The sequence below is a fragment of the Aeromonas sp. 600282 genome (assembly GCF_049175755.1).
GTDB lineage: Bacteria > Pseudomonadota > Gammaproteobacteria > Enterobacterales > Aeromonadaceae > Aeromonas > Aeromonas veronii_A.
Map to the genome: position 1 here is coordinate 105,503 of NZ_JAAKVR010000016.1, position 22,781 is coordinate 128,283.

Sequence of the window (22,781 nt, forward strand, 5' to 3'; positions counted from 1 at the left end):
GCAGCAAACAAGGAGTGAATCCCCTGTTTCATGAATAACTTTCAATTTCAAACATACTTATAAACAAATCCAAGGATCCGCGCCCCCAAGTTGCCCACCCAGGCTGTGCATAAAGCTGTTAGCAAACGGGTATATACAGTACTTTTTAACTGTACGCGAAAAGTAACTCTTCGTATCACCACGCGACATTAAATATAAAAAATCATTATTTTTTATGAACTTGAGATAAAATAACTGGATCTAGATCCATGTTACCCCAAGAGCCTGATCCATGATCCGGATTGTGAACAAGTTCAACTGCTCAAAGATCCACCGCGGCGAAATTATCCACAGGAGTGGCACAATATCTACCCCGTTTACCCTGTAAAAATGGGGTGGCATTCACAATTTTTTGTAACATATCAGCGACTCCAACCACTTTCATCCACTTATCCAAGATTTCTGTGGATAACTGTGTGTAACATCATGCACAAACCCTTGGACAACTATTTAGAGGTCAAACCAGACCAGGATCACTACTCGATAAAATAGACAAAATCCTTTAAAATCATAATGATGAGATGATAGTCCCCAAACTCTCTGCATTTGATCTTATCCACTCAGGATCGGTTATAAAAACAGCGATCCTTCTCGGGATCCTCCCCTGTTAGAATATGGCGAGCAAGATGGAGCCAACTATGCCAAGCAATCCCCAATCCGAGCAGGAGTTATTGAGCCGCGCCTATGCCATGGCCGGATTCACCCTGGCGCAGCTGGCCGCCGAGGCTGGTGTCGCGGTGCCCAAAGACCTGCGCCGTGACAAGGGGTGGGTCGGTCAGTTGATCGAGCTGCAACTGGGAGCCAGCGCAGGGAGCAAGCCGGAGCAGGACTTCCCGGAGCTGGGGATCGAACTCAAGACGATCCCCGTGGATCCTCAAGGCAAACCGCTGGAGACCACCTTCGTCTGCGTCGCCCCGCTGATCGGCGTCAGCGGCCAGCGCTGGGAGGAGTCCAACGTGCGCAACAAGCTCTCCCGGGTGCTCTGGATCCCGGTGGAAGGCAGTCGGGAGATCCCGGTTGGCGAGCGACGGGTCGGCATGCCGCTGATGTGGAGCCCGAATGAAGAGGAAGATCGGCTGCTGCGTCAGGACTGGGAGGAGCTGATGGACATGATAGTGCTGGGAGAAGTGGAGCAGATCAGCGCGCGCCACGGCCAGGTGATGCAACTGCGCCCCAAGGCAGCCAACAACAAAGCGCTGACTCGCGCCATCGGCCGCGATGGTCAACCCATAATGACCCTGCCCCGCGGCTTTTATCTCAAGATCGACTTCACCCACAGTCTGCTGCAACGCTATTTTGCCTTGCCGACTTGATCTGCCTTATCAACATCTTTGTCATATGGTGGTATAAAAATAGACAGGAACCATTTTTAACTCACAGACAAGGAGGCGTCATGCCACTGATCAAACAGTTTTTGAAGTCCAAGCCCGAGGTCAAGGTGACCTTTGCCGTAGAGAAAGAGGCGGCTGCAGGAGCGGAACAGGTGATGCTGATCGGCGAGTTCACCCAGTGGCAACCGGTCGAGCTGAAACGCATGAAGAGCGGCGAGTTCAAAGCCACCCTCAATCTGCCGACCGACGGCCCGGGGTACTTCGAATATTGCTACCAGCTCATCACTCCGGCAGGGGAAACCCTCTACGAGAATGACTGGGCTGCGGACGACTATGTGCCTGGCCCTTTCGGGCGTGACAACTCGGTGGTACGGGTCATCCAGTAACGGCAACCAGAGAGCCAATAGACGGATACAAAAAAGGCTCGCCATTGGCGAGCCTTTTCACTACCTGTCGAGCTATTTGCCGACATACCGACACCAATTCGAATCGAATTAGTTGAGCTTCTCTTTGATACGAGCAGCTTTGCCGGACAGGTTGCGCAGGTAGTACAGTTTGGCGCGGCGAACATCACCACGACGCTTCAGTTCTACACTGTGGATCAGCGGAGAGTGAGTCTGGAATACACGCTCAACACCTTCGCCGTTGGAGATCTTGCGAACGGTGAAAGCAGAGTGCAGACCGCGGTTACGCTTGGCAATAACGATGCCTTCGAAAGCCTGCAGACGCTCTTTACCACCTTCTTTAACACGAACTTGAACACGTACGGTGTCGCCCTGGGCAAAAGCCGGGATGTCGGTACGCATTTGCTCTTGTTCAAGCTGCTGAATAATCTTGCTCATTGTCTTTCCTTACCTAGGATAAACTGAAAACTCTACTTAACGCTGTCACGCACTTCGCGGACATACTCGGCAAGAAGTGATTCTTGCTCGTCAGTCAGAGCTAGGTTGTTAATAAGTTCCGGCCTTCTTTGCCAGGTTCGTCCGAGCGATTGCTTGAGACGCCAGCGCCGAATCACTTCGTGATTGCCGCTTGTCAGCGCCTCGGGCACCGCCAATCCATCCAACACCTCCGGCCGAGTGTAGTGGGGATGATCCAGCAAGCCATCCGTAAAGGAGTCCTGCTCAGCACTGGCCTGATCACCCAAGACTCCTGGAACCAGACGCGAAACCGCATCGATCAGGGTCATGGCAGGCAACTCGCCACCACTTAACACGTAATCCCCGATAGACCACTCTTCGTCGACTTCGGTTTGTATCACGCGTTCATCGATACCTTCGTATCGACCGGCTACCAGAATCAGTTTCTGATTCGTCGCCAACTCGGTTACGCCCGCTTGAGTCAGCTTGCGTCCCTGAGGGGAGAGATAGATGACTTTCGCCCCGTCTCCCGCCGCTTGCTTGGCTGCATGAATCGCGTCACGCAGCGGCTGAACCATCATTAACATGCCGGGCCCACCACCATAAGGACGATCATCGACCGTACGGTGTTTGTCGTGGGTAAAGTCCCGGGGGTTCCAGCACTCAATCTGCAGCAGGCCACTCTTGACGGCCCGACCCGTTACCCCGTGCTCGGTAATGGCTCGGAACATTTCAGGGAAGAGGCTAATCACCCCAATCCACATAAGAAACCTCCGGCACCCGTGTTAGCGCGGGAAACTAGAAACCAGGATCCCAATCAACTTCGATTGTTCGAGCAGTCAGATCAATGTTCTTGATCACCTGCTCTTCCAGGAACGGAATCAACCGCTCCTTTGCACCAAAGGCATCTTTTACATTGGCCTCAACCACCAACACATCGTTGGAGCCGGTTTCCATCAATTCGGTCACCTTGCCCAGGTCATATCCCTTGGTGGTCACTACCGAGCAACCAATCAGGTCACGCCAGTAGAACTCGCCCTCAGGCAACGCAGGCAATAGATCAGCGGGTACGCCGATCTCGACATTGGTCAATGCCAGGGCATCTTCGCGCACATCGATACCATCGAGTTTGCAGATCAGACCCTTGTTGTGACGTTTCCAGGATGAAACCCGAATTTCACGCCACGCCCCGTTCTGATTAATCAGCCAGGGGTTGTAATCGAAAATCGCTTCGGCAACATCGGTGAAGGAGTTCACTTTAAGCCAGCCCTTGATGCCGTAAACGGTCCCCAGGGTGCCCAGAACTACAGGTTTTTCCACCTTAACTCCTTACCGTTTGGCTGATTAAGCAGCTTTGGCAGCGTCTTTGATCAGCTTGGCAACGCGCTCAGAAACAGCGGCACCAGTAGCAACCCAATGCTCGATACGAGCCAGGTCCAGGTTCAGCTTTTCAGCCTGACCAGAAGCAACCGGGTTGAAGAAACCAACGCGCTCGATGAAACGACCGTCGCGGGCGTTACGGCTGTCAGCAACTACTACCTGGTAGAACGGACGCTTTTTCGCGCCACCACGTTGTAAACGAATGGTTACCATATCGTCCTCATTAACATCTAATGAACAAGGCCCGCAAACACGCGGACCCTAGCTTAAAATAAGCCGCATAATTCTACTTGGATTCGTAATAATTGCAACCAAGCCAGCCATTTTTTGCGCAGGGCTGCAATGAAAAGGGCCTGCAACTCGCAGACCCTCGCTCAATACCTAACTCCGGATAATCAGAACGGACCGCGACCGCCACCAAATCCCGGTGGCAGCATGTTCTTCATCTGGCTCATCATTTTGCGCATGCCGCCCTTGCCGGACATCTTCTTCATCATACGCTGCATCTCGGTGAACTGCTTGAGCAGCTTGTTCACGTCCTGCACCTGCATGCCGGAACCTGCAGCGATGCGACGCTTGCGAGAGCCCTTGATGAGGTCGGGATGGGCACGCTCTTTCGGCGTCATGGAGCTGATGATGGCCTCCATCCGCACGGTGAGTTTGTCATCCATCTGATCCTTGATGTTGTCCGGCAGGCCGGACATGCCCGGCAGCTTGTCGAGCATGCCCATCATGCCGCCCATGTTGCGCATCTGGGCCAACTGCTCGCGGAAGTCCTCGAGATCGAAGCCTTTACCGCTCTTGACCTTGCTGGCCAGCTTGGCCGCTTTCTCTTTATCGACGTTACGCTCCACCTCTTCGATCAGAGAGAGCACATCGCCCATGCCGAGGATGCGAGAGGCGAGGCGATCAGGGTGGAACGGCTCCAGCGCATCGGTCTTCTCGCCCATACCGATGAACTTGACCGGTTTACCGGTGATGTGGCGCACCGACAGGGCGGCACCACCGCGGGCATCGCCGTCCGCCTTGGTAAGGATGACACCGGTGAGCGGCAGCGCTTCGTTGAACGCCTTGGCGGTGTTGGCGGCATCCTGACCTGTCATGGCATCCACCACGAACAGGGTCTCGACCGGCTTGATGGTGGCATGCAGATCCTGGATCTCGGCCATCATTTCGCTATCAACATGCAGACGGCCGGCGGTATCGACGATCACCACGTCATAGAATTTCTTGCGCGCCTGATCGATAGCGGCAGTCGCGATGGCAACCGGCTTCTGGCTTGCATCGCTCGGGAAGAAGTCGACGCCGATGTCACCCGCCAGGGTCTCCAGCTGTTTGATCGCCGCAGGGCGATAGACGTCGGCACTGACCACCAACACCTTCTTCTTGTTGCGCTCTTTGAGCAGTTTGGCCAGTTTGCCGACCGTGGTGGTCTTACCGGCCCCCTGCAAACCGGCCATCAGGATAATGGCGGGCGGCTGGGCAGCCAGATTGAGCTGTTCATTGGCCTCCCCCATCACGGTGACCAGCTCGCCGTGCACTATCTTGATGAATGCCTGACCCGGGCTCAGGGATTTGGCCACTTCCTGCCCGACGGCACGCTCCTTGACGCGCGCCACGAAATCACGCACGACCGGCAGGGCGACGTCCGCCTCAAGCAGCGCCATGCGGACTTCGCGCAGGGTCTCTTTGATGTTCTCTTCGGTCAGCCGACCACGGCCACTGACATTGCGCAAGGTGCGCGAGAGTCTTTCAGTCAAATTCTCAAACATGACGCATTCCGGTTCTTGGCGTAATAAATAGGGGGCATTATAACCCAGAGCAGCCGCGAGGACGATTATTCACCGCACCGTCGCTCATCTATGCTTCGTCCCTATATATGGGCGGATCGGCCATTGCACAACTGGCGAGCACATCTTGTGCAAGGTATACTGCTCCTCTTATATCCCTAAATGCTTGTGTAACAACGACCTGGTTATGATCGTGATCTCTGTTCTGGCCCTGGCGTTTTATCTGCTGGCCATCATCGCCTCACTGCACCTGCTGCTCAATGCCAAACAAGTCGGGTACACCCCCCTGTTCGCTTGCGTGGGACTGGCACTGGTAGCCCATGGTGCATCTGTTGCCAGCGAAGTAATGGTGACCCATTCCGGTCAAAACCTGAGCATGCTCAACGTCGCCTCGCTGGTGAGCCTGATCATCAGTTGCTTCATGACCTGCGTCACCCGTCGCTTCAACGGCTGGATCCTGCTGCCGGTAGTCTATAGCTTCTCGGCCCTGTTGCTGGCTGCCAGCGCCTTGATCCCGGGTCGCTACATCACCCATCTGGAGGCCCATCCCCAGCTGTTGCTGCACATCGGCCTAGCCCTGATGGCCTATGCGGTATTGATGATCGCCTGCCTGTTTGCGTTGCAGCTTGCCTGTCTGGACAAGCAGCTTAAATCTCGAAAAATCAGCAACCTGCCAGCCATGCCGCCACTGATGACGGTGGAGAAGCGGCTGTTCCAGCTCATCTCGGCGGGTCTGTTCCTGCTGACACTCTCCATTGCCTCCGGCCTGTTCTTCCTCGAAGACATGTTCGCCCAGGGCAAATCACACAAGGCGGTACTCTCCATTCTGGCCTGGTGTGTCTATGTGCTGCTGTTGTGGGGCCATCACACCTATGGTTGGCGCGGCCGTAAAGTCATCACTCTCAGTCTGATCGGCAGCTTCATCCTGACTCTTGCCTATTTTGGCAGTCGCTTCGTCAAAGAAGTGCTGTTGAGCTGACACCTATACTCTTTTAGCCATACCATCCAACAGGAGCCCTTTTTGGACAGCATCTCAACGAGTACATTACTGATTGTTCTCGTTATCTTGATCCTTCTTTCCGCCTTTTTCTCCAGTGCCGAAACCGGCCTGATGTCCATCAACCGCTACAAACTTCGGCATCTGGCACAGACCAAACACAAAGCCGCACGTCGCGTCGAGCAACTGCTCGCCCGCCCCGATCGCCTGCTGGGGCTGATCCTGATCGGCAACAATCTGGTCAATATCCTCGCCTCCGCCATCGCCACCATCGTCTGTATCCGGCTGTTTGGTGATCTCGGGGTCGCCATCGCTACCTTCGGCCTGACTCTGGTAGTACTGGTATTCGGTGAAGTGACGCCAAAGACACTGGCAGCCATGTTTCCGGAGAAGATCGCCTATCCCGCCTCCTGGATCCTCAAGGGGCTGATGGTGCCGCTCTCGCCGCTGGTCTGGCTGATCAACGGCATCACCAGCGGCCTGCTCAAGATGCTGAAGATCAATCCCAACAAGGATGACTCCCTCAACACCGAGGAGCTGCGCACCATCGTCAATGAGGCGGGTAACCTGATCCCCCAGCGTCATCAGGAGATGCTGCTGAGTATTCTGGATCTCGACAAGATGCTGGTCGAGGACATCATGGTGCCGCGCAGCGATATCTACGCCATCGACATCAACGATGACTGGAAGAGCATCCAGCGCCAGCTGGCCCACTGCGCTCACACCAAGATCCTGCTCTATCGCGATAATATCGACGACGTTGTCGGCTTTTTGCACGCGCGCGATGCCCTGCGGCTGGTTGCCAGGGATCAGTTCAACAAATCGAGCCTGTTGCGGGAAGTGGACGAGATCTACTTCATTCCGGAAGGAACGCCGCTCAACGTGCAGCTGGCCAAATTCCAGCGCAACAAGGAGCGAATTGGCCTGATCGTCGACGAATACGGCGACATTCAGGGGCTAATCACTCTGGACGATATTCTGGAAGAGATCGTGGGCGACTTTACCACCTCCATGACGCCTGCGCCAAGCGACGAGATCCACCCCCAGTCAGATGGTTCTTATCTGGTCGAAGGCTCAGCCAATATTCGTGAGCTGAACAAGGAGATGAACTGGCACCTGCCCATCGACGGCCCGCGTACCCTCAACGGTCTGATCCTCGAATATCTGGAGGAGATCCCCCAGCCCAACATCGGGATCCGGTTGGCCGGTTATCCTATCGAGATCCTCGATGTGGAGAACAACATGGTCAAGATGGCGCGGATTATGCCGGCATCGTACCGAGCGGAGTCGGATTCGCAAGATTGAAAAAGGGCTGCCAGTGGCAGCCCTTTTCTATTGCAGCTCTTCACTGTTCATCTTCATCATCCGGCTCCAGCACCAGCGTCGGGATCAACTCGCCAAACACCCTCTGTAGCTCGTCACGGTTGGCCAGCAGGTCTTGCAGCGTATAGCTGTCCATCACCGCCAGAAACGCATCCATCGCCTCTTTCAGCGCACTCTTGAGCAGACAGACAGAGACGATGTGGCAAGCGGGCGAGCCGCAGTCAATGCCGTCCAGATTGCCTTCCAGCGCCCTGATCACCTGCCCGATATTGATGGTGGCGGGATCGCAAGCCATGCGAATACCGCCATTCTTGCCACGCTGGGATTGCAGATAGCCCAGCTTCACCAGCTGATTGACCACCTTCACCATGTGGTTGCGGGAAACGCCATACAGGGCCGATACCTTGGCAACGCTCGACAACTCCCCTTCCGGCAGGGTGGCAAGATAGAGCAGGGCTCTCAATCCAAAATCTGTATAACTGGTTAGTCTCATAAAACCTGATTAGCGCGATGCGAAAAGTGGAGTATTGATTCAAATCAAATAAACATCTAGGATGCCACTTATTAAATGACATTTTATATGTTCAATTAGAACGAGGCCCCTATGCTAGATCAAACCACCGTTGCCGTCATCAAAAGCACCATTCCGCTGCTCGAATCGGCAGGCCCTGCCCTCACCCAGCACTTCTACCAGCGGATGTTCAGCCATAACCCGGAGCTGAAAGATATCTTCAACCTGGCCCACCAACGCAGTGGCGGCCAGCCGCTGGCCCTGTTCAATGCAGTCGCCGCGTATGCAAAGAATATCGACAATCTGGGAGCGCTCGCCGGTGCGGTCGAGCGGATTGCGCACAAACATACCGGATTCCTGATCCAGCCGGAACAATATCACATTGTAGGTAGTCATCTCTTGGCCACGCTCAAAGAATTGGGCGGAAGTGCGGTCACCGACGAGGTGCTGGAGGCATGGGGCAAGGCGTATGGCGTGCTGGCAGACATCTTCATCGGCCGCGAGCGGGAGATCTATCAGGAGAAGGCAAGTCAGGATGGCGGCTGGCAAGGTACCCGCACCTTCATCATCAAGGAGAAGCGAGCCGAGAGCGACCTCATCACCTCCTTCCTGCTGGCACCGGAAGATGGCAAGCCGGTACTGACCTTCAAACCGGGCCAATACCTCAGCATCAAGCTGGTTCACCCCGAGCTGGAATATCAGGAGATCCGCCAGTACTCCCTCTCCGATGCCCCCAACGGGCAGGATTACCGCATCAGCGTCAAGCGTGAGCCGCAGGGTCAGGTCTCCAACCTGCTGCACGATCACCTGCAGGCGGGTGACAAGATCGAGGTGATGCCTCCTACCGGCGATTTCTACCTGAAAGCCGACAGCCAGACCCCGGTGGTACTGCTCTCAGCCGGTGTCGGCGTGACGCCGATGATGAGCATGCTCAACCAGCTGCTGGAAAGTGCTCATCAGGCCGAGATCACCTGGCTGCACGCCTGCGAACAGGGCGCTGTACACGCCTTCCGGGAGGATATTCAGCAAAAATCCCGCCAGCATCCCAACTTGCTGAGCCGGGTCTGGTATCGGGAGCCGGAGGCCAGCGATGTACAGGGTGAAGATTATGACCTGGCCGGCACCATGGATCTGACTGCCGTGAAAGAGCGCATCACGCCGCAGGCCCACTACTACTTCTGTGGCCCTGTCGGCTTCATGCAAGAGATCAAGCGGCAGCTGCTGGCGGCTGGGGTGTCAGCCGGGCAGCTCCATTACGAAGTTTTTGGCCCCCACCAAGATCTCTAAGGCGCAGGCAGCCATATAACAGAGGGAGGTTCCGGCTTGTCATGGCACGGCGGCTGGAACCGGACCCACAGGTGCAGATCTGTGGGTCATTTTTTTGGATCAGTGCATCGCCTTGGCGCGGGCCACCACGTTGGCCGGCATCCGGTTGCCAAGACGGCTGAGCAGACTCGCCGCCTTCTGGTGCAGCGCCTTGTCACCTATGACGGAGCCATGGAGCCAGCGATAGGCGTCCTCATAATCAAGCGGACTGCCCATCCCCTGCAACAGCATCTCGACCCACTCGATGCGAGCCCGCAGAAAACCGAGGCTGGCCGCCTCGCGCATCAGAGTTTCGGCTCGCACCAAATCCTTCTGCACCAAAGTTCCTTTCCAGTAGTAGCGCCCCAGCTGCTCCAGCGCTGGCGCCAACCCCTGATTGGCCGCCTCCCACATATATTGCACCCCGAGTTCGGCATTGGATTTGGTACAGACACCCCACGCCAGCATATCCCCCCAGAGGAATTGATAGGCCGGGATCTTCATCACCGAGGCGCGCGCTTCGATATCCTGAGTCAGCTGACAGCGATCCTGCTTCACCTGAGTGAGGTGACGCCCCTGCTCAATCCAGTTGAGCAACTCGTCCTGACGATAGAGTGGCACCGCCTGCAACTCGCCAGCGGCCAGAGGTGCGGGAGGCGCCACCACAGCAGCAGGTTCCACCGGTTTTGGCAGCGGCGCGGCCCCCTCGCCACTGCTGGTAACGGGGGTGACCGGCTCGGCCGGGAGCAAGACGGGGACTGCCTCAGAGGGCGCTGGCGTAGCAGCAGAGACAGGGGCCGTTGACACCGCAGCACTGCTTGCGGTCGGTGCCGATGCACTTGCTGCAGGCACATCGCTCGATACGGCAGCCGATACCGCCTCGGCACCATAGAGGGGCGCGGTGAATGTACCGACAAGAATGAGAAGGGTAAGGGGTTTCATCATAAGGATCTCCTGCTGCACTCTGTTATCGGCACCAAGCCCCATCCCCTTAGCCTGCCGGGCGGATCTCATCAATACAAAAGGGAGCCGAAGCTCCCTTGTTGGCACGGTTGACCCGCTTACTTGACGAAATCGACACCCAACTGGATATCGGCTTTCAGGGTAGCCAGCATGCCTTCCATCGCTTCCTGCTCGAACGCGCTCAGCTTGCCGTAATCCAGTACGGTTTCGACGCCATTCTTGCCCAGCAGTACCGGCTGTGCGAAGAAGGTGGCGTGCTCGCCGTTGCCTTCAACGTAGGCGCACTCAACAACGTTGGCTTCGCCCTGCAGACCCTTGATGAGGGAGAGACCGAAACGGCAAGCCGCCTGACCCATGGAGAGGGTCGCAGAACCGCCACCGGCTTTGGCTTCCACCACTTCGGTACCGGCATTCTGGATGCGCTTGGTCATGGCTGCCACTTCTTCAGCGGTGAAGGAAGCGCCTTCAATCTGGGAGAGCAGCGGCAGGATGGTGACGCCACTGTGACCACCGATCACGTTGACGCGTACCTTGTCGATGTTCAACCCTTTGGCAGCGGCCACGAAGGTCTCGGCGCGGATCACGTCCAGGGTGGTGACACCGAACAGGCGACGCTTGTCATAGACACCGGCTTTCTTCAGCACTTCGGCGGCGATAGCCACAGTGGTGTTGACCGGGTTGGTGATGATGCCGATCAGTGCTTTCGGGCAAGTGGCCGCGCACTTCTCGACCAGATTCTTGACGATACCGGCGTTGATATTGAACAGGTCGGAGCGATCCATCCCCGGCTTGCGTGCCACACCGGCGGAGATCAGCACCACATCGGCCCCAACCAGCGCAGGAGTCGGATCTTCACCGCAGAAGCCCTTGATGGCGACGTCGGTAGGAATATGACTGAGGTCAACGGCCACACCCGGGGTAACCGGGGCGATGTCATACAGGCTCAGCTCGGAGCCAGCCGGCAGACGGTTTTTCAACAGCAGAGCGAGGGCTTGACCGATGCCACCAGCGGCACCCAGAACGGCAACTTTCATGATCAACTCCATGTTTAAGCGTAGGTTTAAGGTTGTTTGTTGTTGTGCGCCCAACCTTAATGGATCCCCCCATAAAAAACAATCTGATAACAGTTGCAGTCACGGGTTCTGTGAGCCACGAAACATGCGGGAGCAAAAATTGGAGGGAAATACAAAAAGTTGGAGGAGAAGCACAGTTTTTCTGCACTTCTCCTTACCATAAAGAGGTAGATCTGAGGGTCTCAGGATTGGAATGCCAGCGCCCGTTTTTCACACCAGCGAAAACCAATTGTTAACAATCCGTTCATCGCCAGATAAAGCCCGCCAGCCACCCCGAACACAGCCAGGGTATCGTAGGTCTGGGCGTTCAACCCCTGCGCCAGCCCCATGATGTCCATGATGGTGATAGTACTGGCGAGGGAGCTCCCCTTGAGCACCAGGATCACCTCGTTGGAGTAGGCAGGCACCAGATGACGGGCGGCGTGGCGCACCTTCATCCACAAGGTCTGGCGGCCATTAAAACCAAGCGCCCGGCACGCCTCCACCTCACCAGCCGGGATGGCATCGAGCGCCCCCTTGAACAACCGGGTGGAGTAGGCCGCCGTGTTGAGACCCAGCGCCAGCACGGCGCAGAACCAGGGCTGCTTGAGCAGCGGCCAGAGCGGGCCGGCTTTCAGCCACTCGAACTGGCCCGGCCCGTAGTAAATCAGGAAGATCTGAATGAGCAGCGGCGTGCCGGTAAAGAGCAGCACCCACAGCTGCACCAGCTGGGTCGCCACCGGCAGGCGCAGCTCCAACACCCAAGTCATCAGGGCTGCCAACACAATCCCCAGCAGCAGGCTGAACAGGGTCAGCTCCAGCGTGGTGACCAGACCGCCCAGCAACGTAACGAGATACTCTTGCATCAGTTAGCCTCCGTAGCGGCGGGTGTAGCGGGCAGCCAGCCCGAGGCCATATTCACTCACCAGACTGATGGCCAGATAGATGAGGGCGGCGGCGGCATACCAGGTGAAAGGCTCATAGGTACTGGCCGAGGCCATCTGCGCCTGACGCATCATCTCGTTGACCCCGATAAGCGACACCAGCGCGGTATCTTTCAGCAACACCAGCCACTGGTTGCCGAGGCCCGGCAGGGCATGACGCCACGCCTGCGGCAACACGATGCGAAAGAAGATGTGGCTCTTGCTCAACCCCAACGCCAGCGCCGCCAACCGTTGACCTGAAGGCACCGCATTGAGCGCCGCCCGCAGGGTCTGGGTCGCATAGCTGGCAAACAGCAGGGAGAGCGCCAGCACGCCACAGGCGAACGGGCTGAACTCCACATACTCGCCAGTGATGAGGAACAGCACCTGGGTCGAGCCGAAGTAGATGAACAGCACCACCAGCAACTCGGGCAGACCACGGATCAGCGTGGTCAGGGTGGCCACCGGCCACACCAATGCACGCTGCTTGCTGAGCTCGGCGGCACTGAACGCCAGCGCCAATACCATGCCCCCGACCAGTGATGCCAAGGCCAGCCCGAGGGTCATCCAGGCTGCATCCAACAACAGGCTCAACATGGCTTACTGCGCGAAGTATTTGTCGAAGATTTTCTGATAGGTGCCGTTGGCCTTGATCTCGGCCAGCCCCTTGTTCAGCTGGGTCAGCAGCTCCTGATTGCCCTTGGCGACCGCGATGCCAAAGCCGGTACCGAAGTACTTGGCATCCGTCACCGGCGCACCCACCACCGCATACTCCTTGTGCTGCTTCAGCCAGTCGGCAGCAACGGCGGTATCGGCAAAGACACCGTCGGTACGGCCATTCATCATGTCGAGGAAGGCGCTCTGGTAGCTGGCGTACGGCACGGTCAGCAGACCCTTGCTCACCCAGTTATCAACCAGATAGGACTGGTGAGAGGTACCGTTCTGCACGCCGACTGTCTTGTCGACCATCTCTTCCGGCCCCTTGAAGGCCCCTTTCTTGGCGACGAATACGGCCGAGTTCTCGTAGTAGATGTCAGAGAAATCGACCTGAGCGGCCCGCTCAGGGGTCACGTCCATGGCGGCGATGGCGGCATCGTAGCGACGGAATTTGAGGCTGGGGATCAGGCTGTCAAAGGCCTGGTTGTGGAAGCTGCACTCCAGCTTGGCCTGCTCGCAGATGGCGCGCGCCAGATCGATGTCAAAACCCTGAAACTCGTTCTTGTCATCCAGGTATTCGAACGGTGCGTAGGTGGCCTCGGTGACGAACTTGATCTCTTTGGCCATGACGGAGGTACTCAACAGGCCCATGGCAGCAACCAACAACAGACTCTTTTTCATGACAGCTTCCTTATCGATTCAATATCAATGCATCAAGAATTCGGCAAACCGGCTGGTTTGCGGGGATTGGAAAATGGCGGCGGTGCCGGATTCGATGATCCGCCCCTTCTCCAGATAAATCACCTGGCTGGCCACCTTGCGGGCAAAGTCGACCTCGTGGGTCACCACCACCTGGGTAATGCCGGTCTGGCTCAGGTTGCGGATGATCTCGGCCACCTCTTTGGTGATCTCGGGATCGAGGGCAGCTGTCGGCTCGTCAAACAGCAGCACTTCCGGGTCCATCATCAGGGTACGGGCAATGGCCACCCGCTGCTGCTGACCGCCAGAGAGACGGGCAGGCCAGGCATCGCGCTTGTCGGCCAGTTGCAGCTGGGCCAGCAGGTAGGCCCCCTTCTCGATGGCGGCCTCCTTGCTCATGCCGAGCACCTTGACCGGCGCTTCAATCAGATTCTCCATCACAGTGAGATGTGGCCAGAGATTGTACTGCTGGAACACCATGCCCACCTTGCGGCGCAGCAGTTGGGACTGGCGGTTGAATTCGGCAGCAGAGAGGGAGTTCGGGAAAGAAAATTCACTTTCGCCAATCCGCAGAACACCCGCATCCGGGGTATCCAGCAGATTCATCATCCGTAGTAGGGAACTCTTGCCAGCACCGCTCGGGCCCAGCAACACCAAGGTTTCACCGGGGGATGTCCGAAAGCTGACCTGTTGCAGAACCGGCACCTTGTGCCAAGACTTCTCGATACCTATTAATTCAATACCCATACAGCCCAATTGAATAAGTTTTCAAAATTTCATCCCGATTCTATCCCTAATAAAGGTTGATGCAAGCCATTTTTGAATCAATATGCAGAACAAGCGCCGCTTCCTTGCAAAAAACGGCATATGAATGCAAAATGGCCCCGCTGTTCGTATCTGCCGCCTGTATCGCGCAGGCCGCCACACCTCCTCATTCGTGAGACCAAGATGAAACACAACGACAAGCAAGAAAAACTGGCCAAGGCCTTTAAAGCCTTGCTGAAAGAAGAGCGCTTTGGCTCCCAGGCAGAAATCGTCACCGCCCTGCAAGAGCTGGGCTTCGAGAACATCAACCAGTCCAAGGTATCGCGCATGCTGAGCCGCTTCGGCGCCGTTCGCACTCGCAACGCCAAGATGGAGATGGTCTACTGCCTGCCGGTGGAACTGGGCGTGCCCACCACCTCCAGCCCGCTCAAGAATCTGGTACTGGACGTCGATCACAACGGCGCACTGGTGGTGATCCACACCAGCCCGGGTGCAGCCCAGCTGATCGCCCGCCTGCTCGACTCCCTCGGCAAGGCAGAGGGGATCCTCGGCACCATCGCCGGTGATGACACCATCTTCATCACCCCGACCAGCGACACCGATATCGAAGAGCTCTACCTCTCCGCCCTCGAGCTGTTCGAACAGACTCCGTAATGGCCGCTACCGCGTCATAGCGGTCACGCCAGAACGAAAAATCCCGGCCAAGGCCGGGATTTTTGTTTTCTGAGTCTTCGTCAGGCGGGCTTATTTGCCCTGCGCCATCAAAAAACCTTCCGATGGGGCGAAGAAAGCCGCGCCGGTCACCGCCTTGGTAAAGCGCAGCAGGTGGTCGAAGTGGCTGCCCTCCCCCTTGTACATGCTGGCCAGCATGGCGTTGAAGTGCTGAGGAGTGCGGCAGCAGGAGATGAAGTAGAGCCCCTGCTCGGTCATGGTGCCCCAGGGCATGCTCTGGCGCAGGATCTCCATGGACTCTCCCTTCGGAGTCTTGAGATTGACCCGCTTGATGTGGGCGGTCAGCGGTTTGGCGGCAGACTCATACTCGATGTTATCGGGCTTGGTGCGACCGATAATGTCTTCCTGCTCTTTTTGCGCCAGCTTCTCCCAGTCGCTCATGGCATGGACCCAGCGCTGGACATGAATGTAGGAGCCACCGGCAAACTCGCCTTCCGCCACCAGCGCCACTTCGGCACGGTGCTCATCCTGCGGGTTCTCGGTGCCATCGACGAAACCGGTCAGGTCACGGCAATCCAGGTTGCGGAAACCGCGCACCTCTTCGGCCAGCTCGACCAGTCCGGCCAGCAGTGCCATCACACGGTGACCTGCGTGGTGCAGCACATCCACCCGATCGGCGCGCAGCTGGATAAAGAGATCAAACGGGGTGTTGGGCGCTTCCTGACCATTGGCGGATTGCGCCATAAAGCTGCGGAACTGGGGTGGACGGGCGGCAGGGTAGAGACCATCCCAAGCGTCGGAGCCAACAGCAACCAGACCGCTGAAACCGGCATCAGGGAAATCGGCGGCGACCGCCTGCCACAAGGCGGGCAGTTTGGCCAGACGGCCGACCAGTTCGGCGGCATCGCCGGTACGATTGAACATCAGATAGAGGGCGTGCAGATTCGGCTCTGCGCAGATCCCGGCTTGGGCTTTCATATATCTCTCCCCTGAATAGGCGTTAGCGTTACGGGCTATTTGCGTTGCGCGATTATAAACCAGAGTGGATCCAGTTCTTTGATTTCACGACGATATCACGCGTTCAGGGCAAAGGGGCAAATAACACCAACCCATGGGGGGCAACCTTGATCCGTGCCCGCATCCCATCAAGGGGCTCGCCAATGCTCGCCTCCAGTTGCAGATCGCCACACTCGAACAGCACCCGGCAGTGGTGACCGAGGAACTGCTGCTCCACCACCTTAAGCTCGCCATCTGCGGCGCTCTCCAGCAGCAGTTGCTGGGGGCGGAGCATCAGCTGCAACTGCTCACCCACCGCCCGGCCATGAGGCTCACTGCCACAAATGACCCCGAGCGCCGTCTGCACGCAGTTGCTGTCCACCACCTCGGCAGCCAGATAGTTGACCCCACCGAGAAACTCCGCCACGAAGCGGTTTTGCGGACGGCGATAGAGCTGCTCCGGCTGGCCCACCTGTTCGATGTGACCAGCGCGAAACAGCGCCAGCCGATCGGCGAAGGCGAACGCCTCTTCCTTGCTGTGGCTGACGAAGATAGCGCCGATCCCCTGCTGCTTGAGCAGGGCGCGGATCTCGAGGATCAACTTCATCCGCACCTGGGTATCGATGTTGGAGAAGGGCTCATCCAGCAGCATCAGCCGTGGCTTGCACACCAGCGCCCGGGCGATGGCCACCCGCTGCTGCTGGCCGCCGGAGAGCTGGTGCGGATAACGATCCCCCAGCCCCTGCAGATTGACCAGCGCCAACGCCTCGTCAACCTGCTGCTGGCGGGCGCGGCGATCGAATTTGGTCAGACCGAAACCGACGTTGTCGGCCACCGTCAGGTGGGGGAAGAGGGCGTAATCCTGAAAGATCATGCCGATGTTGCGCGCCTCGGGCGGCACGCTGGCACCCGGCCCGTCGAGCAGGGTATCGCCGAGGCGAATCGAGCCATCGGCCAGCGGCAGCAGCCCGGCGATGGCCTTGAGCAGCGTGGTTTTGCCGCAGCCACTGGCTCCCAGCAGGCAGACGATCTCGTTGTCTGCCACCGTCAGGGAGAGCTGTTCCAGCACATTGCGGCCGTTGTAACGGCAGCTGACATTTTCAACCTGCAAACAGGACAAGGCTGACTTCCTCTCGTTTCTGGCGGCGCGCAGCCTTTTGGTTCAGCGCACCGCATGCAATTTCATTGGCCGACGTGGCGATTCAGTGGCCCGGACTGTCCAGACTGCGGTTGACCCAGATCAGCGGCAACAGCCCCACCAGCACGATGACGATGGCCCCCAGCGCGCCGCGCTCCAGCATCTCGTCCGAGACGAATTGGTAGACGTGGGTCGCCAGAGTATCGAAGTTGAATGGCCGCAGCAGCAGGGCGGCGGGCAGCTCCTTCATGGATTCGATGAATACCAGCATGGCACCGGCAAACAGACCTCGGCGCACCAGCGGCAGATGGACCCGCCGCAGCATGCCGCCATCCCCCTGCCCCAAGGAGCGGGCTGCCATGTCGAGACTGGGGGAGATCTTGCCCATGCTGCTCTCCACCGAGCCGATGGCGATGGCCACGAAGCGCACCAAATAGCCGAACACGATGGCGGTAATGGTGCCGGTCAGCAGCAAGCCCGGCCCCTGACGCCCGAGCCACTCGGCCAGATCGTTGATGGCAAAGTCGAGGGCGGTGAGCGGCACCAGCACCCCGATGGCGAGCACGGTGCCCGGCATGGCGTAACCCATGGCGGCGATGCGCAGGGGCAACAGACTCTTTATACCGCCATCGAGGCGGCGGAAGAAGCCGAGCAGCAGGGCGATGCCCATCGCCAGCAGGGCGGTTAGCGCCGAGATAGCCAAGCTGTTGCCGGCGAAGCGGACAAACTCCGGTGTCCACGACAACTCGAAGTAGCGCACCCCGTAATCGAGCAGGATGACGAACGGCAGGCCGAAACCGGCAAGCACCAGCCCCCAGCACCAGAGACCGGCCAACCAACGGCCAATCCCCTTGAGCGGATAGCGCAGCGGCTGCTCATGGCCCATGGACTTCTGGAACACCTGCTGCCGACTGCGCGAGCGGCGCTCCAGCGCGATCAGCAGCACCACAGCCAGAAGCATCAGGCAGGAGAGTTTGGCCGCGGTGGCCAGACTACCGTAGCCGAGCCAGGTGTCGTAGACCGCCGTGGTCAGGGTGTTGATGGCAAAGAAGTGGACGGTGGCAAAATCTGCCAGCGTCTCCATGGCCACCAGCGATACCGCCACCATGATGGCGGGGCGCGCCAGCGGCAGACTGAGGCGACGAAAGCTCTGCCACGGGGTGCAGCCGAGCAGGCGGCTGGAGTGGATCAGGCTGACTGACTGCTCGAGAAAAGAGGCGCGGGTCAGCAGATAGACATAGGGGAACAGCACCAGCGCCAGCACCCAGGCGGCGCCACCAAGGGAGCGAATGGCAGGAAACCAGTAATCGGCAGGGCTGTTCCAGCCAAAGAGTGCTCGCAACCCGGCCTGTAGCGGGCCCGAGTAGTCGAGCAAGTCGGTATAGACGTAGGCGACGATATAGGAGGGCATGGCCATTGGCAGCATCAAGGCCCACTGCAGGGCACGGCGCCCCGGCACCTGACACATGGCCACCAGCCAGGCGGTGGGTACGCCAAACAGCAGGCTTAGCAATACTACGCCGACCACCAGCCCCAGGGTATTACCGAGATAATCGAGCAGCACGGTATCGGCGAGGTGGCGAAACAGCTCCCCCTCAGCCGAGAAGGCAGAGAAAAGCAGGGCTATAACCGGTAAACCCAGCAGCAGGGCGATGGCCCAGCTGCCGGTCATCCATCCAAAATTTTTCATGAGACCACAGATGTTGATGGGGCCGTTGGCCCCATCTGATTACAAATCGAACTTCACTTCATCCAGCAACTGCAAGGCGTCCTTGCGGTGCTTGGCGTAATCGCTGACCGGTAGTGCGTCAGACTTGAAACTGCCCCAGGACTTGACCATGGCGGAAGGCTCGACTCCGGCCTTGACCGGATATTCGGCGTTCACGTCCGCATACATGTGCTGGGCGGTGTCGCCAGCCAGAAACTCCATCAGCTTCTGGGCCTCGGCCTTGTTCTTGGCATACTTGGTCATGGCCACGCCGCTCACGTTGACGTGGGCACCGCGGTCAGCCTGGTTCGGGAAGTTGATATAGACCGCATCCGCCCAGGACTTCTGCGCCGGATCTTTCAACATGGCGCCCAGATAGTAGCTGTTGCCGAGTGACACGTCACAGATACCATCCTTGATCGCCTTGACCTGATCCCGGTCGTTGCCCTGCGGCTTGCGCGCCAGGTTGGCCTTGACCCCTTCCAGCCAGGTTTTGGTCTCGGCCATACCGTGATGGGCAATCATGGAGGAGACCAGCGCCACATTGTACTCATGCTTGCCGCTGCGGGTGCAGATTTTTCCTTTGAATTCAGGCTTGGCCAAGTCTTCGTAGCTGATGGTCTCGAGCTTGCCGAGGCGATCCTTGCTGGAGTAGATGGCGCGAACCCGGGTGGTCAGGGCGAACCAGCGATTCTCCGGATCACGATAGATGGCGGGGATGTTCTCCTGCAGGATCTTGCTGTCTACCGGCTGCACCAGCCCCTTGTCCACCAGATCGGTCAGACGGCTGATATCGACGGTCAGCATCAGGTCGGCCGGAGAGAGCTTGCCTTCCCGCTCCAGACGCTCGTTCAATCCCTCTTTGGCGAACACCACGTTCACCTTGATGCCAGATTCCTTCTCGAACTGCTGGATGATGGGCTTGATCAGCTCATCCTGCCGGTTGGAGTAGACATTCACTTCCCCGGCCGCCAATGCCGACTGAGCTGCCAACGCAGAGAAAGCCAGTGCCAACATCTTCATTTTCATCATCCATTCCTTGATTAGCTATACATAGTGATAACGATTTCCGTTTGCATTCTGCATACATCTTATAAGCGGATCAAGAAAGCTCGCCGTCGCCACATCACATATTTAATCGCCCATAATTGAAAAGGGCCGGATGGAATCCCATTCGGCCTCTTCTGAGCAAAACGTTATGTTGATCAGGCTTCAATAAGCGCTCACTCCATCGGGATTCCCCGAGATCGGGAGGTCAACAGATCTGTACGTCACGGATGCGGTTCATCACAGCGCCTCGTCGTCACTTTCGCCGGTGCGGATGCGCACCGCCTGCAGCAAGTCATAGACAAAGATCTTGCCGTCGCCGATCTTGCCGGTATAGGCCGCCTTGCAGATCGCCTCGATCACCCCTTCCACGTTATCATCGGCGGTAGCAATCTCCAGCTTCACCTTGGGCAGGAAGTCGACCTGATACTCGGCTCCCCGGTATAATTCGGTGTGTCCCTTCTGGCGGCCAAATCCCTTGACCTCGGACACGGTCAGCCCTTCCACCCCCAGGTTGGCAATAGCCTCGCGGACATCGTCCAACTTGAACGGTTTGATAATCGCACTAATCAGCTTCATCTGGTTGCTCCCAATCCATGGTGTGTCATGAATCGGGTTTCAATTCTTATGCCAAGTATTTTTATTGTTTTATTTCATATAGATAGAGTTTAATGCCTGCGCCATTCGTCAGGCACATCCCCATAACCGGCCAGCACGCCCCATAATGAGGCACCATGCTGCAGCGGTCAGCGGGTATGCACCAAACAAGAGCAAAACAGCATGTTAGTTATCTCCAACAGCGTCACGATTCCCTGGCATGAGCTGCAATTTCAGACCATGCGGGCACAGGGCAACGGTGGACAGCACGTCAACAAGACCGACTCCGCCGTCTGGCTGCGCTTCGATTACCGCAACTCTCCCAGCCTGACGCCCCTCTACAAGGAGGGTCTCGACAAGCTGAGCGACAGCCGGGTACACGATGGCTTTATCCTGATCCGGGTCGAGAGCCATCGCAGCCAGGACATGAACCGCAAGGAGGCGATGAACCGTCTGGTGGAGTTGCTGAAGAAAGCAGCCTGGCGCCCCAAGGCTCGCCATGCCACCAAGCCGACCCGCAGCTCCCAGCGCAAACGGGTCGATGCCAAAAAGCGCAAGGGGGATATCAAATCCGCCCGCGGCAAACCGGTTCTGGACTGAGCCAGCCCCCAAAGGATGTCAGCCGATGAGATACAGTTTTTGCGACAGCGCCCGCGGCCCCCTGCTGGTCGCCATCGATCAGGATGGTCTGCGCTATGTGGAGTTCGTGCGGGGGGAGCAGCCGGTAACTCCGACCAATGAGTGGCAGCGTGATGACCTGGCTCTTGCTCCTTTCGTCGAGCAGTTCACCGCCTATTTTGCCGGAAAATTGCAGCAGTTCGATCTGCCCATGGCACCGAAGGGCACCCCGTTCCAGCAAACGGTGTGGAACGCTTTGTGTGATATCCCGTATGGCGAGACCGTGAGCTATCTCGAGATTGCCCAGGCTATCGGCAATCCCAAGGCAGTGCGAGCAGTAGGCGCTGCCAATGGCCGCAATCCGCTGAGCATCATAGTACCCTGCCATCGGGTGATCGGACGCAGCGGCGATCTGACCGGCTATGCTGGCGGCATTCCCATCAAGCGCTGGTTGCTGGCACTGGAACAGGCAGGCACAACATTCGAGCTGGCCCCATGAGACAATGAGCGTCCCCGGAGAGGAACGGGACAATATCGCGACCAGAATGAAAAGGCTTTCAATCAGTGGCCACGCCTTGCTGACAAGATGAACAGAAGATGAAGAATCGCCTCAGAACTACTTCAGATTGAGCTTGGCATTATGGCTCCATACTTGAATGGCACGGCTCATTCGCTGATTCAAGTAGCACCCATGTGACGCTTCCAATCTGTCTTTTTCCCCGCGCCTCCTCTGAGGCGCTTTTTTTGTGGCAAACTGTCCCGTCCTGAATATGGTTTACACCTTTCCCCCCAATAAATGGAGAACCCGATGGGACAAGGTGTGAAACGGACACAGCGCGATTACTCGCTGACTTTTAAACTGGCACTGGTCGAGCAGATTGAAAAAGGTGAGCTCACCTACAAACAGGCTCAGGTGCGTTATGGCATTCAGGGCCGCTCCACCGTTCTGGTATGGTTGCGTAAACATGGTCGGCAAGATTGGAGCCAGGGGGCTTCTGTACGTGCCGGCAGGAGCATCACCATGCCTGACCCCGACAACCAGACGCCCGAACAGCGCATCAAGGAACTCGAGCAACAGCTGGCGCTGATGAGCCAGAAGGCCCAGTTCTTTGAGGCCGTCGTCGATGTACTGAAGAATGACTACGGCGTCTCCATCGTAAAAAAGCGACCCGGCAAGTCCTCTCGCAGCGGCAAGTCGAGAAGCTGACCATCGTCAGGGCTTGCCTGTTTCTGGGGATAAGCCGGCAGGCTTACTACAAGCGCAATCGGGTCGCCGACGAGCGCCATGCTCAAGGGCTGCAGGTGGTGCGCTTTGTGCGTCAGGTTCGACTGCGACAACCTCGGGTGGGTACTCGCAAGCTGCATTATCTGCTCCAGGGTCAGGATGATGGCGGGCTCAAGGTCGGGCGG

25 protein-coding genes and 1 pseudogene are annotated in these 22,781 nt (G+C 57.7%); 9 read left to right on the forward strand and 17 right to left on the reverse strand.

Translation table 11 applies throughout. The annotated features are described in order from the left end of the window. Window positions 1–677: 677 nt before the first annotated feature. Together mutH and G5137_RS15630 are read left to right on the forward strand one after the other, a co-directional pair. The gene (gene mutH / locus G5137_RS15625; protein WP_042084339.1) at window positions 678–1,352 is read left to right on the forward strand and encodes a DNA mismatch repair endonuclease MutH; all 675 of its coding nucleotides are present in this window, start codon (window positions 678–680) and stop codon (window positions 1,350–1,352) included. A gap of 80 nt (window positions 1,353–1,432) precedes the next feature. Continuing rightward, a complete protein-coding gene (locus G5137_RS15630; protein ID WP_005348910.1) occupies window positions 1,433–1,756 on the forward strand; it encodes an isoamylase early set domain-containing protein in 324 nt (107 codons plus the stop codon). Window positions 1,757–1,864: 108 nt separating this feature from the next. Here the strand turns inward: G5137_RS15630 and rplS are convergent, their stop codons facing one another. From rplS to ffh, 5 genes are all read right to left on the reverse strand, one after another. Next, window positions 1,865–2,212: a 50S ribosomal protein L19 gene (gene rplS, locus G5137_RS15635; protein WP_005308701.1), complete on the reverse strand. Its 348-nt coding sequence runs from the start codon at window positions 2,210–2,212 to the stop codon at window positions 1,865–1,867. A gap of 32 nt (window positions 2,213–2,244) precedes the next feature. Next, window positions 2,245–2,994 (reverse strand): tRNA (guanosine(37)-N1)-methyltransferase TrmD, encoded by a 750-nt coding sequence (trmD, locus tag G5137_RS15640; protein WP_005308699.1) that lies wholly within the window; start codon window positions 2,992–2,994, stop codon window positions 2,245–2,247. 34 nt (window positions 2,995–3,028) lie between these two features. After that, on the reverse strand, window positions 3,029–3,550 hold the full coding sequence (gene rimM, locus G5137_RS15645; RefSeq protein WP_005340394.1) for a ribosome maturation factor RimM: 522 nt from the start codon (window positions 3,548–3,550) through the stop codon (window positions 3,029–3,031). A gap of 24 nt (window positions 3,551–3,574) precedes the next feature. After that, a complete protein-coding gene (rpsP, locus tag G5137_RS15650) occupies window positions 3,575–3,823 on the reverse strand; it encodes a 30S ribosomal protein S16 (protein WP_216952849.1) in 249 nt (82 codons plus the stop codon). 182 nt (window positions 3,824–4,005) lie between these two features. After that, entirely contained in the window at window positions 4,006–5,382 is a 1,377-nt protein-coding gene (gene ffh, locus G5137_RS15655; protein ID WP_005341384.1) for a signal recognition particle protein, read from the reverse strand. A 205-nt stretch (window positions 5,383–5,587) separates the two neighbouring features. Here ffh and G5137_RS15660 point away from each other — a divergent pair, with 205 nt between their 5' ends. Beyond that, the gene (locus tag G5137_RS15660; RefSeq protein ID WP_227341902.1) at window positions 5,588–6,379 is read left to right on the forward strand and encodes a cytochrome C assembly family protein; all 792 of its coding nucleotides are present in this window, start codon (window positions 5,588–5,590) and stop codon (window positions 6,377–6,379) included. Between the two features lie 42 nt (window positions 6,380–6,421). Then, window positions 6,422–7,702, forward strand: coding sequence for an HlyC/CorC family transporter (locus G5137_RS15665; RefSeq protein ID WP_005348906.1), 1,281 nt, complete (start codon window positions 6,422–6,424; stop codon window positions 7,700–7,702). A gap of 40 nt (window positions 7,703–7,742) precedes the next feature. On the opposite strand, the gene G5137_RS15670 is transcribed toward G5137_RS15665, so the two are convergent. Then, on the reverse strand, window positions 7,743–8,213 hold the full coding sequence (locus G5137_RS15670) for an Rrf2 family transcriptional regulator (protein ID WP_005340388.1): 471 nt from the start codon (window positions 8,211–8,213) through the stop codon (window positions 7,743–7,745). 111 nt (window positions 8,214–8,324) lie between these two features. On the opposite strand from G5137_RS15670, the gene hmpA reads away from it, so the two are divergent. Continuing rightward, window positions 8,325–9,518, forward strand: a complete 1,194-nt coding sequence (hmpA, locus tag G5137_RS15675; RefSeq protein WP_201990764.1) for an NO-inducible flavohemoprotein — start codon at window positions 8,325–8,327, stop codon at window positions 9,516–9,518. Window positions 9,519–9,617: 99 nt separating this feature from the next. Here hmpA and G5137_RS15680 read toward each other — a convergent pair whose 3' ends face one another. From G5137_RS15680 to G5137_RS15705, 6 genes are all read right to left on the reverse strand, one after another. After that, window positions 9,618–10,202: a tetratricopeptide repeat protein gene (locus G5137_RS15680; protein WP_103251390.1), complete on the reverse strand. Its 585-nt coding sequence runs from the start codon at window positions 10,200–10,202 to the stop codon at window positions 9,618–9,620. A 395-nt stretch (window positions 10,203–10,597) separates the two neighbouring features. Further along, the gene (gene mdh, locus G5137_RS15685; protein ID WP_005340384.1) at window positions 10,598–11,533 is read right to left on the reverse strand and encodes a malate dehydrogenase; all 936 of its coding nucleotides are present in this window, start codon (window positions 11,531–11,533) and stop codon (window positions 10,598–10,600) included. 221 nt (window positions 11,534–11,754) lie between these two features. Further along, window positions 11,755–12,417 carry an arginine ABC transporter permease ArtM gene (gene artM, locus G5137_RS15690; RefSeq protein ID WP_216952846.1) on the reverse strand — a complete coding sequence of 221 codons (663 nt, stop codon included), beginning with the start codon at window positions 12,415–12,417 and terminating at the stop codon, window positions 11,755–11,757. 3 nt (window positions 12,418–12,420) lie between these two features. Then, window positions 12,421–13,071, reverse strand: coding sequence for an arginine ABC transporter permease ArtQ (gene artQ, locus G5137_RS15695; RefSeq protein ID WP_043826111.1), 651 nt, complete (start codon window positions 13,069–13,071; stop codon window positions 12,421–12,423). Between the two features lie 3 nt (window positions 13,072–13,074). Then, complete coding sequence (locus G5137_RS15700) at window positions 13,075–13,812, reverse strand: transporter substrate-binding domain-containing protein (protein ID WP_421212783.1); 738 nt, start codon at window positions 13,810–13,812, stop codon at window positions 13,075–13,077. A gap of 24 nt (window positions 13,813–13,836) precedes the next feature. Further along, window positions 13,837–14,577 (reverse strand): ATP-binding cassette domain-containing protein, encoded by a 741-nt coding sequence (locus G5137_RS15705; protein WP_005357971.1) that lies wholly within the window; start codon window positions 14,575–14,577, stop codon window positions 13,837–13,839. A gap of 201 nt (window positions 14,578–14,778) precedes the next feature. On the opposite strand from G5137_RS15705, the gene argR reads away from it, so the two are divergent. After that, a complete protein-coding gene (argR, locus tag G5137_RS15710) occupies window positions 14,779–15,249 on the forward strand; it encodes a transcriptional regulator ArgR (protein ID WP_005340378.1) in 471 nt (156 codons plus the stop codon). A 90-nt stretch (window positions 15,250–15,339) separates the two neighbouring features. Here argR and G5137_RS15715 read toward each other — a convergent pair whose 3' ends face one another. The 5 genes from G5137_RS15715 to glnK form a co-directional block, all read right to left on the reverse strand. Further along, window positions 15,340–16,245, reverse strand: a complete 906-nt coding sequence (locus G5137_RS15715) for a Dyp-type peroxidase (protein WP_268012429.1) — start codon at window positions 16,243–16,245, stop codon at window positions 15,340–15,342. Between the two features lie 103 nt (window positions 16,246–16,348). After that, window positions 16,349–17,383 (reverse strand): ABC transporter ATP-binding protein, encoded by a 1,035-nt coding sequence (locus tag G5137_RS15720; RefSeq protein WP_421255643.1) that lies wholly within the window; start codon window positions 17,381–17,383, stop codon window positions 16,349–16,351. Between the two features lie 82 nt (window positions 17,384–17,465). Continuing rightward, complete coding sequence (locus G5137_RS15725; protein WP_139442977.1) at window positions 17,466–19,091, reverse strand: ABC transporter permease; 1,626 nt, start codon at window positions 19,089–19,091, stop codon at window positions 17,466–17,468. Window positions 19,092–19,130: 39 nt separating this feature from the next. After that, entirely contained in the window at window positions 19,131–20,138 is a 1,008-nt protein-coding gene (locus tag G5137_RS15730) for a Fe(3+) ABC transporter substrate-binding protein (RefSeq protein WP_021230948.1), read from the reverse strand. A gap of 258 nt (window positions 20,139–20,396) precedes the next feature. Then, window positions 20,397–20,735: a P-II family nitrogen regulator gene (gene glnK / locus G5137_RS15735; RefSeq protein WP_005341406.1), complete on the reverse strand. Its 339-nt coding sequence runs from the start codon at window positions 20,733–20,735 to the stop codon at window positions 20,397–20,399. A 201-nt stretch (window positions 20,736–20,936) separates the two neighbouring features. Between glnK and arfB the strand changes: the two genes are divergently transcribed. From arfB to G5137_RS15750, 3 genes and pseudogenes are all read left to right on the forward strand, one after another. Beyond that, a complete protein-coding gene (arfB, locus tag G5137_RS15740; RefSeq protein ID WP_139430011.1) occupies window positions 20,937–21,353 on the forward strand; it encodes an alternative ribosome rescue aminoacyl-tRNA hydrolase ArfB in 417 nt (138 codons plus the stop codon). Between the two features lie 25 nt (window positions 21,354–21,378). Next, window positions 21,379–21,870 carry a methylated-DNA--[protein]-cysteine S-methyltransferase gene (locus tag G5137_RS15745; RefSeq protein ID WP_227341897.1) on the forward strand — a complete coding sequence of 164 codons (492 nt, stop codon included), beginning with the start codon at window positions 21,379–21,381 and terminating at the stop codon, window positions 21,868–21,870. Window positions 21,871–22,179: 309 nt separating this feature from the next. Then, window positions 22,180–22,781 (forward strand): annotated as a pseudogene (locus G5137_RS15750) (IS3 family transposase); the annotation flags it as partial.

What these genes read in the sequence shown, in the direction of transcription:
- G5137_RS15715 (WP_268012429.1), bottom strand. Translation starts at nt 16,245, where the DNA reads ATGAAAGCCCAAGCCGGGATCTGCGCAGAGCCGAATCTGCACGCCCTC.
- artM (WP_216952846.1), bottom strand. Translation starts at nt 12,417, where the DNA reads ATGCAAGAGTATCTCGTTACGTTGCTGGGCGGTCTGGTCACCACGCTG.
- G5137_RS15725 (WP_139442977.1), bottom strand. Translation starts at nt 19,091, where the DNA reads ATGAAAAATTTTGGATGGATGACCGGCAGCTGGGCCATCGCCCTGCTG.
- mutH (WP_042084339.1), top strand. Translation starts at nt 678, where the DNA reads ATGCCAAGCAATCCCCAATCCGAGCAGGAGTTATTGAGCCGCGCCTAT.
- ffh (WP_005341384.1), bottom strand. Translation starts at nt 5,382, where the DNA reads ATGTTTGAGAATTTGACTGAAAGACTCTCGCGCACCTTGCGCAATGTC.
- argR (WP_005340378.1), top strand. Translation starts at nt 14,779, where the DNA reads ATGAAACACAACGACAAGCAAGAAAAACTGGCCAAGGCCTTTAAAGCC.
- G5137_RS15705 (WP_005357971.1), bottom strand. Translation starts at nt 14,577, where the DNA reads ATGGGTATTGAATTAATAGGTATCGAGAAGTCTTGGCACAAGGTGCCG.
- G5137_RS15700 (WP_421212783.1), bottom strand. Translation starts at nt 13,812, where the DNA reads ATGAAAAAGAGTCTGTTGTTGGTTGCTGCCATGGGCCTGTTGAGTACC.
- glnK (WP_005341406.1), bottom strand. Translation starts at nt 20,735, where the DNA reads ATGAAGCTGATTAGTGCGATTATCAAACCGTTCAAGTTGGACGATGTC.
- G5137_RS15660 (WP_227341902.1), top strand. Translation starts at nt 5,588, where the DNA reads ATGATCGTGATCTCTGTTCTGGCCCTGGCGTTTTATCTGCTGGCCATC.
- rpsP (WP_216952849.1), bottom strand. Translation starts at nt 3,823, where the DNA reads ATGGTAACCATTCGTTTACAACGTGGTGGCGCGAAAAAGCGTCCGTTC.
- G5137_RS15745 (WP_227341897.1), top strand. Translation starts at nt 21,379, where the DNA reads ATGAGATACAGTTTTTGCGACAGCGCCCGCGGCCCCCTGCTGGTCGCC.
- trmD (WP_005308699.1), bottom strand. Translation starts at nt 2,994, where the DNA reads ATGTGGATTGGGGTGATTAGCCTCTTCCCTGAAATGTTCCGAGCCATT.
- arfB (WP_139430011.1), top strand. Translation starts at nt 20,937, where the DNA reads ATGTTAGTTATCTCCAACAGCGTCACGATTCCCTGGCATGAGCTGCAA.
- G5137_RS15730 (WP_021230948.1), bottom strand. Translation starts at nt 20,138, where the DNA reads ATGAAAATGAAGATGTTGGCACTGGCTTTCTCTGCGTTGGCAGCTCAG.
- mdh (WP_005340384.1), bottom strand. Translation starts at nt 11,533, where the DNA reads ATGAAAGTTGCCGTTCTGGGTGCCGCTGGTGGCATCGGTCAAGCCCTC.
- G5137_RS15670 (WP_005340388.1), bottom strand. Translation starts at nt 8,213, where the DNA reads ATGAGACTAACCAGTTATACAGATTTTGGATTGAGAGCCCTGCTCTAT.
- artQ (WP_043826111.1), bottom strand. Translation starts at nt 13,071, where the DNA reads ATGTTGAGCCTGTTGTTGGATGCAGCCTGGATGACCCTCGGGCTGGCC.
- rplS (WP_005308701.1), bottom strand. Translation starts at nt 2,212, where the DNA reads ATGAGCAAGATTATTCAGCAGCTTGAACAAGAGCAAATGCGTACCGAC.
- G5137_RS15630 (WP_005348910.1), top strand. Translation starts at nt 1,433, where the DNA reads ATGCCACTGATCAAACAGTTTTTGAAGTCCAAGCCCGAGGTCAAGGTG.
- hmpA (WP_201990764.1), top strand. Translation starts at nt 8,325, where the DNA reads ATGCTAGATCAAACCACCGTTGCCGTCATCAAAAGCACCATTCCGCTG.